The organism is Micromonospora sp. CA-111912, from assembly GCF_050948415.1.
Taxonomy (GTDB): domain Bacteria; phylum Actinomycetota; class Actinomycetes; order Mycobacteriales; family Micromonosporaceae; genus Micromonospora.
The window spans coordinates 6,990,168-7,004,268 of sequence record NZ_CP192007.1 but is presented as its reverse complement, the minus strand read 5'-3'; the positions used below and the strand labels follow the sequence as shown (position 1 = coordinate 7,004,268).

At 68.8% G+C, this 14,101-nt stretch carries 14 protein-coding genes; 13 read left to right on the top strand and 1 reads right to left on the bottom strand.

Translation table 11 applies throughout. The features are described from left to right. Positions 1-80 precede the first annotated feature (80 nt). The 11 genes from ACQPZO_RS29960 (at position 81) to ACQPZO_RS29910 (ending at position 10,725) form a co-directional block, all read left to right on the top strand. Complete coding sequence (locus ACQPZO_RS29960) at positions 81-893, top strand: MarR family transcriptional regulator (RefSeq protein ID WP_433345502.1); 813 nt, start codon at positions 81-83, stop codon at positions 891-893. Between the two features lie 101 nt (positions 894-994). Beyond that, positions 995-1,630, top strand: a complete 636-nt coding sequence (locus ACQPZO_RS29955; RefSeq protein WP_433345500.1) for a GGDEF domain-containing protein — start codon at positions 995-997, stop codon at positions 1,628-1,630. 82 nt (positions 1,631-1,712) lie between these two features. Then, entirely contained in the window at positions 1,713-2,291 is a 579-nt protein-coding gene (locus ACQPZO_RS29950; protein ID WP_250100379.1) for a hypothetical protein, read from the top strand. Then, a complete protein-coding gene (locus tag ACQPZO_RS29945) occupies positions 2,288-2,551 on the top strand; it encodes a hypothetical protein (RefSeq protein ID WP_250100378.1) in 264 nt (87 codons plus the stop codon). Before ACQPZO_RS29950 ends, ACQPZO_RS29945 begins: the two co-directional genes overlap by 4 nt. A 50-nt stretch (positions 2,552-2,601) precedes the next feature. Continuing rightward, positions 2,602-3,099, top strand: a complete 498-nt coding sequence (locus ACQPZO_RS29940) for a hypothetical protein (RefSeq protein WP_433345498.1) — start codon at positions 2,602-2,604, stop codon at positions 3,097-3,099. Continuing rightward, positions 3,096-4,166: an NlpC/P60 family protein gene (locus ACQPZO_RS29935; RefSeq protein WP_433345496.1), complete on the top strand. Its 1,071-nt coding sequence runs from the start codon at positions 3,096-3,098 to the stop codon at positions 4,164-4,166. The genes ACQPZO_RS29940 and ACQPZO_RS29935 overlap by 4 nt, the downstream gene beginning before the upstream one ends. Before the next feature lie 341 nt (positions 4,167-4,507). Next, positions 4,508-5,665, top strand: coding sequence for a DUF4314 domain-containing protein (locus ACQPZO_RS29930; RefSeq protein WP_433345494.1), 1,158 nt, complete (start codon positions 4,508-4,510; stop codon positions 5,663-5,665). Between the two features lie 162 nt (positions 5,666-5,827). Continuing rightward, positions 5,828-6,946: an AAA family ATPase gene (locus ACQPZO_RS29925; RefSeq protein ID WP_433345491.1), complete on the top strand. Its 1,119-nt coding sequence runs from the start codon at positions 5,828-5,830 to the stop codon at positions 6,944-6,946. Positions 6,947-6,972: 26 nt separating this feature from the next. After that, positions 6,973-8,580 (top strand): vWA domain-containing protein, encoded by a 1,608-nt coding sequence (locus ACQPZO_RS29920; RefSeq protein WP_433345489.1) that lies wholly within the window; start codon positions 6,973-6,975, stop codon positions 8,578-8,580. Between the two features lie 498 nt (positions 8,581-9,078). Beyond that, positions 9,079-9,858 carry a transposase family protein gene (locus ACQPZO_RS29915; RefSeq protein ID WP_433351346.1) on the top strand — a complete coding sequence of 260 codons (780 nt, stop codon included), beginning with the start codon at positions 9,079-9,081 and terminating at the stop codon, positions 9,856-9,858. Between the two features lie 114 nt (positions 9,859-9,972). Further along, positions 9,973-10,725, top strand: coding sequence for a hypothetical protein (locus tag ACQPZO_RS29910; protein WP_433345487.1), 753 nt, complete (start codon positions 9,973-9,975; stop codon positions 10,723-10,725). Positions 10,726-10,920: 195 nt separating this feature from the next. Here the strand turns inward: ACQPZO_RS29910 and ACQPZO_RS29905 are convergent, their stop codons facing one another. Continuing rightward, the gene (locus ACQPZO_RS29905; protein WP_433345485.1) at positions 10,921-11,862 is read right to left on the bottom strand and encodes a toll/interleukin-1 receptor domain-containing protein; all 942 of its coding nucleotides are present in this window, start codon (positions 11,860-11,862) and stop codon (positions 10,921-10,923) included. Between the two features lie 116 nt (positions 11,863-11,978). Here ACQPZO_RS29905 and istA point away from each other — a divergent pair, with 116 nt between their 5' ends. After that, positions 11,979-13,208: an IS21 family transposase gene (gene istA / locus ACQPZO_RS29900; protein WP_433345483.1), complete on the top strand. Its 1,230-nt coding sequence runs from the start codon at positions 11,979-11,981 to the stop codon at positions 13,206-13,208. Next, the gene (gene istB / locus ACQPZO_RS29895) at positions 13,208-13,996 is read left to right on the top strand and encodes an IS21-like element helper ATPase IstB (protein ID WP_433345480.1); all 789 of its coding nucleotides are present in this window, start codon (positions 13,208-13,210) and stop codon (positions 13,994-13,996) included. Before istA ends, istB begins: the two co-directional genes overlap by 1 nt. The last annotated feature ends 105 nt before the right edge of the window (positions 13,997-14,101 follow it).

The window sequence follows — 14,101 nt, the reverse complement described above, 5'->3', positions numbered from 1 at the left end:
GATCCGGTCATCGCACTTGATCGCCGCCGCGAACGAAGCGTGGATCAGTGCTGACCTCACACCCCAGAAGGGAGATGCCCATGACCGACGCGCCAGAATCCGTACCGGCACACGCCATGTTCAAGGTCCTCGCCGCCCTCGCCGAACTCGGCGAAGCCACCGCCGCCGCCGTCGCCGACAAGGCCGGCCTCGGCTACTCCACCGCCACGGCCAAGCTCCGCGCGCTGGAACACACCGGGCAGGCCGAACCCGTCCGCACCGAAGACAAGCGCGCGGTGTGGCGGCTGACCGACGCCGGCCGCACCACCGTCGGCACCGACCACAGCCCCCCGCCGGCCCACGACACCGGCACCGACAGGCCGTTCGAATCCCCGGCCCAGACCAGTGCCGACGACGACCGCGCCGAGAACCGCGACACCAACCCGGACGCCGACACCGCTGACGAGGAACCAACCACCCCGCAACCCGACAATCCTGCCGACGCCCCACCATCGGCCGCCTCCAGCGCCACGGCCGACGCACTCTCACAGGCCGATGGCACAGCGGCAGAACCCGCAGTCGCATCCCACGCGGACAGCGAACACCCCGCCGGGACGTCCGAGGACTTCCCGCCGGACCCGACCGCCGAGGCGGGCACTTCGACCCCCGGTAGCCGCCGGACGAAGGGCTCACTGAGAGGGGCGGTGCTGGACGTTCTCGAAGCACACCCTGACCGGGCCTACAAGACCAGTGAGCTGTGCAAGCTAATCGACGCCGCGAACGCCGGCACCGATGCGAAGAAAGCCAGCGCGGGCGCGGTCAACAACGCGTTGTTCAAGCTCGTCGCCGCCGGCAAGGCCGTGCAGACCGTCGACAAGCCCGCCACCTTCCAACTCGCACCCGCCAACCCCTAACCGGCGGACTCTTCAAGCAGAGGCAGCCCAGGGGCGGGCGTGAAGTTGACCGCTACCGCCCGCCCCCGGTGTTGCTCCTTCCACTGCAAGGAGCGAACTCAGTGTCTCAGATCGTGCACGCGACGCTCACCGCCGTCGGCGGGATCCTCGCCGGTCTCGCTCTCGCCGCAGCCATGCTGTGGCGTCAGCAGCACGCCCTGCGAGCGGCCCGCCACGACGCCACCCACGACGATGTCACCGGCCTACCCAACCGCAGGCTGTTCCTGGCCCACCTGCGTACCGCACTGGAGAGCAACACTCCGATCGGGGTGGTGCTGCTGGACCTCAACCACTTCAAGGCCGTCAACGACACCCTCGGCCACGAAGTCGGCAACGACCTGCTCGACCAAGTCGGCCGCCGCCTGGCCGGCCTTCCCACCCCCGTGCGTCTCGCCGCCCGGCTCTCCGGCGACGAGTTCGCACTGCTCGTTACCGGCGACCGCGACGACACCACCGCAGCAGCCCATGCCGCATGGCAGGCGATCGCCGGCAACTCCATTCGCGTCGTCAACGGCGACCTTCGCGTGACCGCCTCGGTCGGCTACACCCACACCCACCACCCGAACATCAGCATCCGGCACCTGCTCACCCAGGCCGACTGCGCGATGTACGAGGCGAAACGCGACGGCGCCGGCGTACGCGGATACCTACACCAGCGCACACCGACAGTGCGCAGTCGCGACCGTTATCCCCGCTGACCTGCCCAACCCCACGCACAGGATCCCGCAGCCCTCTGGCTGCGGGGTCCTGTCATATCTGCTTCCCGACAGGGAGACCACTGTGTTGTCCTTCGCCGTTGTCCACGACATCACCTCGTGCCTCATCGCCGCTGACGCTGAGGCCGACACGATGGGCTGGGGCCAGCCCGCGACGATGCTGCTCATCCACGACCGGCCCCTGACCATCCCCGGATCACCACGGGAGATCCGCGGCGTGGAGTTTCCGCTGCACCCTGACGACCTGCTCACCGACCCGGCCAGGCTGCCCGCACTGCTGCACCGCCTCGCCGCCGGCCTCGGCAACCCCACGGCACCTACGCCCTACCAGACCGTCCTGGACACCATCATCACGCAGATCCGCGCCGCCACGCCAGCCTCGCGGCTGCTGGCATGGGCCACCTGCTACGACGACCTACTCACCGTCGACGGCCAGCAACGGCCGGCTCGCCGCATCGACGCTGTCGACATCAACAGCCGCGTCTACCGGCTCTCCCACCTGCGCGGCGATGACCACCCGCTCGTCCTCGTCGACGACAGCCCACCATCGGCCGACATCCCCACCACCTGTCCCGGCCTGGTCGCGCTGCTGGCCGCCACCGCCCGCTACACCCAGACCAGCGCTGCCGGGGGCACGCCGTGACCCCACCGATCCCGCCCCGCAGTGACCCCGATGAGCCGGTCTTCAGCGGGTGCGGACCCGACGGCGCGTCCATCCGCTGCGAGATCTGCGGCGCGGTCGACGAGATCGACGCCGACGAGATGCCGTCCATGGCCGGCTACGGCGAGGACACGTACGTCCGCTGCACCCGCTGCGGCTCTGTCGAGACCACCGACCCGGTCTTCGGCTGGCGCGCCAAGCCCGCCACCTGGCCGCCCCAGCCCGAGCACGACCACCCTTGACGGCTGTCCGCCCGCCGCATTGTCGCCCTCTTGCTGAAGGAGTCTGTTCTGTGAGCACCCACTGCTACATCGGCGCCACCAGCCCCGACAGCCTGCACCTCGTGCACGCCCGGTTCGTGCTTTTCGACGGCCACCCCGCCGTGGTGCTGCCCACCCTGGCCGCCGTCTGGGCCGGCCACGCTCAGCACGACACGCGGGCGCTGATCACCGCGGTCCTCACGCACGACTGGGAGTACCTCGACCCGGACATCGCCGCCACCACCCGCTCCGCGTTTGCCGGGCAGAGCCCGGTGCCGGGCGTCGGCATGACGCTTGCGTCCGAGGTGGATCCGCCGGAGCCGGTCACGGTGTTCCCGCTGTGCCACGCCGCGCACCTTGACGCCGAGTGGATCTACCTTATCGAGGCGGACACCGGCACGCTCGCCGTGCACACCAGCGATGGCACCCGCGTCGCCACCTACCACCTGGTCAACTGCCTGGGCCCTGGCGGCATCGAACGGGGCGAGCGGCCGTGCGGGCCGCGATCAGCGGCGGGAGCACCGCGGTGAGCGCCCGCGCTCTCGGCGCGATCGCTGCCGGGGTCATCGCCTCGCTGGTGCTGTGCGCGGGTGGGATCGGCGCGCTGTTCACCGGCGGCGGCGCAGCCTCCGCCGCCTGCTACGGCGTGGTCGGTCCGGACGAGCAGCCGCTGCTGCCCACCGTCCCCGTGTCCCCTCCCGTGGTCGGCGCCGGCGGTGGGTGGAGCAGCGAACAGACGGCCAACGCCGCCATGATCGTTGCTGTCGGCGTGGAGCTGAAAGTCCCGCCCCGAGGCTGGGTCATCGCCCTGGCCACCGCCATGCAGGAATCCACCCTGCGTAACCTGCCGAGCGGGGACCGCGACTCCGTCGGGTTGTTCCAGCAACGCCCCTCCCAAGGCTGGGGCACGCCCGCCCAACTGCGCGACCCCCGCTATGCGGCCGGGAAGTTCTACACCGCGCTGCTGGCCGTCGACGGCTGGCAGGCCATGACCCTGACCGACGCCGCCCAAGCCGTCCAACGCTCCGCCTACCCCGACGCCTACGCCAAGTGGGAAGACGACGCGATCGCCCTGGCCCGCGCTGTGGGTTCCGCCAACCCCTCAGCCCTCCCCGTTGATCTTGCGCCATGTCTGAGCATATGCCCGTCGGCAGGCAGTGGCGGCGCCGCTGGTTGCGCTGACCTTGCCACCGTCTTCGCCCGTGCCCACTCGTGGTTGACCGCCTGGTCGGGTGGTCCAGTGCCGTACCTGTCCAGCGGGAATCCGGGCGACTGGTTCCAGGGCTACCGGCGCGACTGCTCGGGCTACGTGTCCATGGCCTTAGGCCTGGACGGGCCCGGGTTGAACACCGCCGGGCTGGCCGCACGGTCCACGGTCATCGCAAAGACCGATCTGCGGCCGGGAGACCTGCTGATCAACACCGCTCCCGACCTGCGCGGGCACGTGGTGTTGTTCGAGCGCTGGTCCGACCCGTCGATGAGCCACTACTACGGCTACGAACAAACGGGCGACGGGGGAACGCATCACCGACTCATTCCCTACCCGTACTTCGGTGACTACCCGATGATCCCCTACCGGTATGGGCGGACAAGATGACCGCGCCCGCCGAACGGGGATGTCGCCCTGCATCGCAGGGCGCGAAGCGCTAACCCAGGCCGCACCGACCTTTCGCCGTGCACGACGGCACCGCCGACCTGGACACCCCCAGTCACTGCCGGAAGAACGGATGCGCGCCACCGAGGACGCGCACGCCCACGTACGCGAAGCGCGCGACACGACGCACAGCCGGTTCCAGGAGGCGTGCGCCGCGTTCTGTGGCACGACGCAGCGCTCATCGAGACCAGCTCGAAGCATGAGCCCTCGCAGGACACGACCCGCTGAATGGCCGGCTACCCGACACCCCATGCCCCCGAGACAAATCAACAGAAGGACATGACATGACCCGCTCAGACAACCACACAAGCCCGCCGCAGCCAGATGACTCCGCTACGGGCCACCGCTCGGCCCTGGACACCTCCCGCAAAGGAGACCGAGTCGCGCTCGAGCACACCAGCGATCCGCACACCCGGCTGCACCCCGGCGACGAGGGCACCGTGCGTCGCTACGACCCCGAGCAGCGGGTCCTGGACGTCGACTGGGACAGCGGATCCCGGCTGTCGATGCTCCTCGACGCGGGCGACCGCGTCCGCCACGTGCCGAACGCCGGATGGCAGCGCGTGCTCGACGCCCTTCACCACACGGGCGCCACAGCCGGCCGAAACGCCGCCGAGTGGTGGGCGCAGGACACCATCGGCGCACGGGCCAGCGGAGATGTGGCGGCGACCGCGCGGCAGGTCCTCACCACCATCGAGGCCGCCGATGGGCGCGACACCCACGGGCTGCCGTTCGCCGACCGGAACGACCTTGCCGCCGGCGCCGCCCGCTACGCCGAGCACGCCCCGCCCGACGCGCCCCCATGGGAGGACCTGCGGGGGCGGCAGCTAGACCAGGCGCGGTGGGCGTGGTGCGACGGCTTCGACGAGGCGGTCGAGGCCGAGGCGGCCCGGCAGTGCCGGAGGGTTCTGCACCCCGACGGCGACGACCGGGATCTGCAACATGTGTACCCGCAGCGGGTGCGCCTGGGCGGCCCCGGCGTATTCGCCGGGGACTGGGCGTGGACGCCCAACGAGGCGGGGGACATGCGGATCCCGGTCGGGTTCGTCGGCACCCTGGTCGACACGTGGAACGGGTGGGCGGTGTTCACCTGCACCCGCGAGGTCGCCGGGGCGATCGTCGCCGACCAACAGGCCGCCCGCGACCGCTACCGCCGCTACCTGGCCACGGAGGGCGCCGCCGCGGCGGACCTGCACCGCCGGGTGGACCAGGCCATGGGCCGGATGTGGTTCGACGGGGACGTCATCGTCGCTGACGACACCCGGGTGCAGGACGACCCGGGGGCGATCGAGCGCATCAGCCCGAATCCAAAGGGCTGCTACGTGGTGATGGGCTGGTCCTGGACCTGGCTGCCGGTGCATCCCTACGACTGCGACCGCATCGCCGGCACCATCCCCGACGCGCCGACGGCCACCACCCCCACCCCCGCAAAGCCTCACTGAGGGATGACCTGCGGCAAACCCTCACACCGACGGTGTTGAACCGTCCTGCTGTGCGACGGCTCTAGCTCCACCCGATTCCTGTCTCCGCTGCGCGGATTTCGCTCCTGCCCGCGCATCCGGAGACGGGTGCGCGGGCCCTACCCCTTTGACGGGAGGACCCGCATGGATCCCACAACCGGACCAGCCACCCCGCCCACACCGGCCGGTGGCGGCAGGCGTCCTGGCTACCTGTACCACAAGGTCGCCTCGCACCTCGCTGCTCATCCGGACCGCATGTTCACGGTCGGGGAGATCACGAAAGCCCTGTCTGTCCCCTCGACCGGGGCTGTCTTCGAGGCGCTGAAGAAGATGGCCGCCGCCGGCTACGCCACCCACCTGACCGGCCCGCACCGCTTCCAGATCACCCAGGCCGGTATCGATGCCGCCGGAGCGATGCCGCCGCCCACCCCGCGGACACCCCGCCAAGGACATCGCGGGGCAGGTCGACGGCAGCCGGTCACCCGCCCGAACGGTGACCTGTACTTCCCCCGCAAGCTGGCGGGGGCCACCGACGTGGACGTGCTGCGCCGGCTGCGCGAGAAGCGTATCCCGGTGCTGCTCTACGGCCCGCCAGGCACCGGCAAGACCGCCCTCGTCGAAGCCGCCTTTCCCGATCTGCTCACCGTCGCGGGCACCGGCGACACGGTGGTGGAGGACTTCCTCGGTAACTTCATCCCCCTGCCCGACGGCGGGTTCGAGTTCGTCTACGGCCCCCTGGTCATCGCGATGCGCGAGGGGCGGGCGCTGCTGGTCGACGACGCCACGCTCATCGCGCCGAAGGTCCTCGCCGTGCTGTACCCGGCGATGGACGGCCGCCGCGTCATCACCATCCCCGGGTACCGCAACGAACGCGTCGAAGCCACCGACGGGTTCTACGTCATCGCCGGACACAACCCCGGCGTGCACGGCGCGATCCTCACCGAGGCCCTCGCGTCCCGCTTCGACGTGCACATCGAGGTCACCACCGACTGGGACCTCGCCCGCCATCTCAACGTCCCCCGACCCGCCGTCGAAGCCGCGATCGCGCTCAACACCGATCTCGCCGCCGGACGCGTCGGCTGGGCGCCGCAGCTACGCGAACTGCTCGGCTTCACCCGCGTCAGCAAAACCCTCGGGTCCGCGGCGGCCGTGGCGAACCTCGTCGGCCGCGCCCCGCAAGAGGACCGCGAGCAGGTTCACGCCGCTCTCAAACAGCAGTTCGGCAGAGACATCAACCCGCTGACCCTCGGCAAACAACGCTGACCCCTCCCGAGAAAGGGAAACCATTCATGCCTCATCCCTCCACCCACCGGCGTGCCGGCTCGAGCACCTCGACGGCCAGCGTCCCGGACTGGCGCCCATGGAGTGACGCCTGGACCCGACACATCCCGGTTCTCACCGGCCGCTTCGATCTGACCGTCACCGTCGCCCCCGGCGCGGGCGGCGGCGCACCCGCCTGCTTCTACCCCGACGACCGCCGCATCGAGGTCGACGCCACCCACATCGGCGCCCCCGACATCACCGACCCCCGCAAGGCCGGACACAAACGCCTGGTACCCACCGCCTACGGGCTGCTCGTCCACGAAGCCGCCCACGCCACCCACAGCCTGTGGACCACACCCGCCGGCACCCCGCCGATCGTCGCGACCGTCGCCGACCTGCTCGAGGAATCCCGCGCCGAGAACCGCCAACGCACCCGGCGGCGCGGCGACCGCCGGTGGCTGCGCCACACCGTCACCACCCTGCTCAACCCCGGCGACGCACCCGTAGACGACGCCTGGCACGCCGCCCACCTCGCCGGGCTGCTCCTCGCCCGCGTCGACGCCCGCATTATCACCGCCAAAGACATCAAAGGCGTCCGCGCCGCCGTCACCGCCGTCCTCGGCCGCGCCACCCTGCGCCAGCTGCGCGACCTGTGGCGCCACGCCCACACCGTCGACGACACCGACGCCATCGGCATGATCGACCTTGCGTGGCGGTGGTGCCGCATCCTCAACATCGACCCCCACCAGCAACCGGAACCACCACAGCCAGACCCCGGCAAGTTCCCCGGCCAGCTCGCCCAAGCACTCGCCGACTACCTCGCGCACGCCGCCGGCCTGACCCCCGCCGAGTACGCCACCGGGCAGATCCGCGCCCGGCACCGCGCACCCGCGTCGTGGACACGCCGAGACCCCACCGACGCCGAACGTGCCACCGCCCGCCACCTCGCTGCGCGGCTGCGCCGCGCCCGCACCCACCAACCCGAACCCGACACGCGCCCCAGCCCACTACCACCCGGGCGGCTACGCGCCCGGCACGCCATCACCGCCCAAGCGCAGATCGCCGCCGGCAGCCTGCCCACCGCCACACCCTGGCAGCGCCGCGCGCACATCCCACCGCCGAAGCCACACCTGCACCTGGCCGTGCTCGTCGACACCTCCTTCTCCATGCATCCCTACGCGGCGCCGATGTCCTCAGCCGGGTGGATCCTCGCCCACGCCGCCCACGCCGCCCACACCAACCAGGCCACCACCACCACGATCGGATTCGGCAGCCGAGCCACCCTGCTCGTGCCACCCCGACAGCACCCCGCCCACGTCCTCGAAATGCGGGCGGTCGGCGGCACCACCGCATTCCTCGACGCGGTGAAACTCGCCGACCAGCTCCTGCACCTGCGCCAGCCGGGGCGGCTGCGGATGCTCGCCGTCGTCTCCGACGGCGACCTACCCAACCTCGACCCGGCGCAACGGCTCATCACCACCCTGCACCAGTCCGGGTGCGCGGTGCTGTGGCTGCGCCCCGCCGACCTGACCGGGCACACCTTCACCCACACCAGCACGCTGGTGGTCACCGACCCCATCGAGGCGGCCGCTGCGATTGCCGACGCCGCCGTCACCGCACTCGAACACGCCTGACCATGAGGTCCCGCGAGACACGAGCTAGGCGAGGCCGAGGCTCGCACTCCCGCTAGGCGGCGCTACTCGGAAACGCGCCCCTCATCCCGGGGCAGGGCGCACGCCGCCCGCAGCGCGACCACGGCATCGAAGGGGCGCCGGCCTCGCAGCCGCCCTCCCCAACACCACCCGCTCAGGCGTCGACATCAAGGCGAAGCCTGCGCGGCTGGCAACGCCCGGGTGCCGCCGGGCTGCTGCCCGACGCCGCGCTGGCGCCCCTGCGTCGCCGCTGTTCGCTAAGGCCCGCCCATGCGGCGCCTGCCTCGGCCTCGGCGCTTCTCCTCGCGATCACCGCAGATGACCAACCCCTGACCTGAGCCAACAGGCAGCGGCGGTCACGAAGCCGTGATCTGCCGCAAGCCCACTACCTCGAAGCTCCGCACGCCCCACGGCGGCGGAGCCCTCTCTTTAAAGGACGTCTCGTAACTCGGTGACCCGTCCATGGTGGATCATGGCGGGGTGCAGGTGATCTCGGCGGCCCGCCAGGAGTGGATCTTTCCGTTCACCGGGCTGCAGCCCGCCCAGTTCCGCAGACTGGTCCGGCTGGTCGCCGAGCGGGGCGGTGACGCGATCGCTGACGGTCGGCCGGGGCGGCAGTGGTCTCTCGACCTCGCCGACCGGGTGTTGCTGGTTGCGGCGTACTGGCGCACGAACCTGACAATGCGGCAGATCGGCCCGCTGTTCGGGGTGTCGCACTCCGCCGCGCACCGGGTCATCGACACCGTCGGCCCCCTGCTCGCTCTGGCGCCGGGGCGCCGGCGTCGGGTCGACCAGATCACCATCGTCGACGGCACCCTGATCCCGACCCGGGATCACCGCATGGCCGCCCCGAGCAAGAACTATCGCTACAGCACGAACCTGCAGGTCGCCATTGACGCCCACACCCGCCTCGTGGTCGCACTCGGCGACCCGCAGCCCGGCAACCGCAACGACACCATCGTCTACCGCACCAGCGGCATCCAGCAGAAACTCGACGGGCGGCCGGTCATGGCCGACGGCGCCTACCGCGGCAATCCTGAGGTGATCATCCCGTACCGCAAGCCGGCAGACGGCAGCGAGCTACCCGAGTGGAAGGCCGACCTGAACAAGCAACACCGCACCGTCCGAGCGCAGGTCGAACACGCCCTGGCCCGCATGAAGTGCTTCAAGATCCTGCGCGACTACCGCCGCGCCGCCCACACATTGACCGACACCGCTTCTGGCATCGCCCACCTGCACAACATCATCCTCGCGGGGTGACACCAGCACCGTTGCCGGGCAACGCCTTCATCGAGTTACGAGACGTCCTTTAGTCTTCGCAGGGACCTGCGGACGAGCTTGCTTCACGGGGATCTCGACGATAGGCATGTTGCGATGCCGATCCTCGCCATGGAGGATGCTCTCGTTAAAGCGCGCCCTCAGCCGGTTAACTGGCAGACTCAGTACGCGGTCTACTTTAATAATCTTCGCCCAAGCGACGTTGCAAGCATTCATAGGTCACTTTCGGACGAGACCCGATATACTGGATACATTGATGCGTCCTTCGCGGGCCCTGTCCGGAACTTTATCGAGCGGAAGATGACGCCCCTCTGGATCATTCATGGACGCAAGGCTATTCTCACGCACGGCGGTGATGATCCAGCGGTAAGCGATGAGGATCCAGTTGGGTTCGACCTGCCGGCGTACGGATACGAGATAGTGAGCCTGGTGGACACCTACTTCGCCTGCTTCCTCTCATATAAAATTGAGGCCACTGACGCGCGGCAAGCGGCGGAAGACCGAATCCTCAACCTCGCGGCGATCACGGGAGAGCTGATTGACACTGAGTCCGCGAAAGTCTCGGTCCATCCAAACAAGCTCGACAAGTACCTACTCCGCGATGAAAATAAGCTTCGCCTCATGACCAATATCGGCTTGCAAGATGTAACGCCGGACGAACTCGCTTCAGTGGTCAAGGCGAAGCTCTCGCAGAGCTATATCTACGATCTCCGGTTCGCGGAGAACGGGACGCCGCTCTTCGCGGTCGCAGCCGAGTTCGAGAAGCCGGACGGAAGGCTGACACGTCGCCGGCTTGCGCTGAAGCATGACCAGGAGCAGCGCGTCATCAATCTGGTGACGATGTACTAGGCGGTGCGTTAACGCCACCCACTGATGCACTCTTCTGCCGCGATCCGCGCACTATGCAGCGTCACGCCGAAGTGGCCTGGCTGCCGTCCGCACGTGCCGAGAGTAGTGAACTCGTCGTGATTGCAGGCGCTCAGTCAGCTTGATTGAGCCTTCGGGTAGCACCAAATCCCTCCGGCAGATCTTAGGCACGGCGCCTCATTCGCTGAGCTCGTCTTCGATCGCATTGGAGAGGTTGACAAAAATTTTTTCCCACTGCGACCGGCGAAGGGCTGACAATGGATGGGACGGCGGGTTAATACTTTGGAATGCCGACAGAATCGGCGTTCGCTCGAACCGACTCGGTCGCAAGATAAGCGGCAGGATCTTCGTTCCCTTGTGCTCGGCGGCCTGGAACAGCCTAGGCAATTCCTCGTTGACGATGAAGTCCGATGCGAGGAAGTCCGAACTGATCAGCGGAATGGCCATGCCGGCCGCGTCCAGCGCTTCGTTAATCTCACCGCGCCAGTTCTGGCCAGGCTTGATGTCCTTGTCCGACCAAAGCTGGATGATGCCGTCGCGCTGAATCGGCTTCAGGAAGACCAGTAGGCGTTCAAGCCAATCGGCATCTTTGTGGCTGTAGCTGATGAACACTTTCTTCTTGTCTCGTCGCCTCGCGGGACGGGACATGGCATCCGGGTCGAGCCGTCGATCGCCGGTCTTGGCGCCGGGGAAGGTCGGCGCGGTCGATGGTCGTGCTCGCGGAGGCGCCAGACTTGACAGTAGAGCAGTTCGAGCCTCCTCCTCGGAGAGACCATATATCCGGATCTGGCTGATCGGACGCAGTAGGGCCGGCACGTCGGTGGGTGCAACCAGGACCGGGATAACGCGCTTCTCCGGACCTCCGACGAGGAAGCTGAACCACTCTTCGCTCGTGTGTCGCCGCGGCCCAAGCGACTCGGGCGAGATGACGGCGATCACGCTGTGTGAACGGTCGACGGCAGCGGCGATAGCTTGCATCCAGTCCCCACCCGGCCTGATCTCCCAGGCGTCCAGCCAAACCGTCCAGCCGGCCTCCTGCAACTGTGCCGCGATCCACTCAGCCCAAGCTCGATCTGGCGCCGCGTAGCTGATGAAGAAGTCGAACTGATCCGAGTCCATCCTTGGAGATTAGTGAGTGGCAGGAGAGATCACCCGGTCGGCAATCTGTCGGCGACGCGTGAAATCGGACCCCGGATCGGCGGGTGAATCTGGACCCCTCTTCGAGGATCGGAGGGGTGTTGAGCATGGAGGACTGGGCGGAGATCCGTCGTCTTCATCGGGCTGAGGGGATGCCGATCAAGGCGATCGCCCGCAAGCTTGGGGTGGGTCGTAACACCGTTCGGCGGGCCTTGGCCGCTGAGGGGCCGCCGAAGTATCAGCGGCCGGTGAAGGGTTCGATCGTGGACGCGGTGGAGCCGCAGATCCGGCAGTTGCTGCGGGAGTGGCCGTCGATGCCGGCGACGGTGATCGCCGAGCGGATCGGCTGGACGCGGTCGTTGACCGTGCTCAAGGAGCGGGTGCGCCTGTTGCGGCCGTTGTTCATGCCGCCGGACCCGGCTCAGCGCACGGAGTATCTGCCGGGTGAGCTGGTGCAGTGTGATCTGTGGTTCCCGCCGGCGGACGTGCCGTTGGGTTTCGGGCAGGTCGGCAGGCCGCCGGTGCTGGTGATGGTGTCGGGGTATTCGCGGTGGCTGTCAGCGGTGATGATCCCGACCAGGCAGTCGCCGGACCTGCTGGTCGGGCACTGGACACTGATCTCCGGCTGGGGTCGGGTGCCCAAGGCGTTGGTGTGGGACAACGAGTCTGCCGTCGGGCAGTGGCGGGCCGGGCGGCCTCAGCTGACCGAGGCGATGAACGCCTTCCGCGGCACCCTCGGCATCAAGGTGATCCAGTTTCGGCCGGCGGACCCGGAGGCCAAAGGCCTGGTCGAGAGGGCCAACGGCTATCTGGAGACGTCGTTCCTGCCCGGACGCCGATTCGGCTCACCTCAGGACTTCAACGCCCAGCTCACCGACTGGCTGGTGCGGGCGAACAACCGCCAACACCGGATGCTGGGCTGCCGCCCGCTGGACCGGTGGGACGCCGACCGGGCCGCCATGCTGCCACTGCCACCGGTTGCGCCGGTGGTCGGATGGCGGCAGACCACCCGCCTTCCCCGCGATCACTACGTCCGCTTGGACGGCAACGACTACTCGGTGCACCCATCGGTGGTCGGCCGGCGGGTCGAGGTCACCGCCGACTGTGACCACGTGACGGTGCTCTGCGACGGCCGACCCGCGGCCCGGCACGACCGCTGCTGGGCCAAGCATCAGAGCATCACCGATCCCGCCCACCGGCAAGCCGCCGCGGACCTGCGCGTCGCTGCCCAACGCACCTCGACGACCGCCGTTGACGCCCAGGTCGAACGCCGGCCGTTGAGCGACTACGACCGCCTGTTCGGCCTTGACGTTGAGGTGGCTGCGTGATGGCCACCAAGACCAGCCGCAACGTCGCCTCGGAGATCGCGTTCCTCACCCGCGCCCTCAAGGCGCCGTCCCTCGCTGCCTCCGTCGAGCGCCTGGCGGAGCGGGCCCGGGCGGAGTCATGGACGCACGAGGAGTTCCTCGCCGCCTGCCTGCAACGCGAAGTCGCCGCCCGCGAAGCCCACGGCGGTGAAGGACGCATCCGGGCCGCCCGCTTCCCGGCCCGCAAGAGTCTGGAGGAGTTCGACTTCGAGCACCAACGCTCTCTGAAGCGGGAGACGATCGCTCACCTGGGAACCCTCGACTTCGTGGCGTCGAAGGAGAACGTCGTCTTCTTGGGCCCGCCCGGCACCGGCAAGACCCACCTGTCCATCGGCCTCGGGATCCGGGCCTGCCAGGCCGGACACCGGGTCGCGTTCGCCACCGCCGCCCAGTGGGTGTCCCGCCTCGCCGACGCCCACCACGCCGGCCGGCTGCAAGACGAACTGGTCAAGCTCGGTCGGATCCCCCTGCTGATCGTCGACGAGGTCGGCTACATCCCCTTCGAAGCCGAAGCCGCGAACCTGTTCTTCCAACTCGTCTCCAACCGCTACGAACGAGCCTCACTGATCGTCACCAGCAACAAACCCTTCGGCCGCTGGGGCGAAGTGTTTGGCGACGACGTCGTCGCCGCAGCCATGATCGACCGCCTCGTCCACCACGCCGAAGTGATCTCGATGAAGGGCGACAGCTACCGGCTTAAAGACCGCGACCTCGGCCGCGTCCCCCCAGCCACCAAGACCAACGACTGAGTAAGGTCACACACAGGCAAAGGGGTCCAAATTCAGACGCCCCAGCAGGGTCCGATTTCACGCGCCGACGACACAATCCGACTTCGTGTGGACCGATCCGTGTCT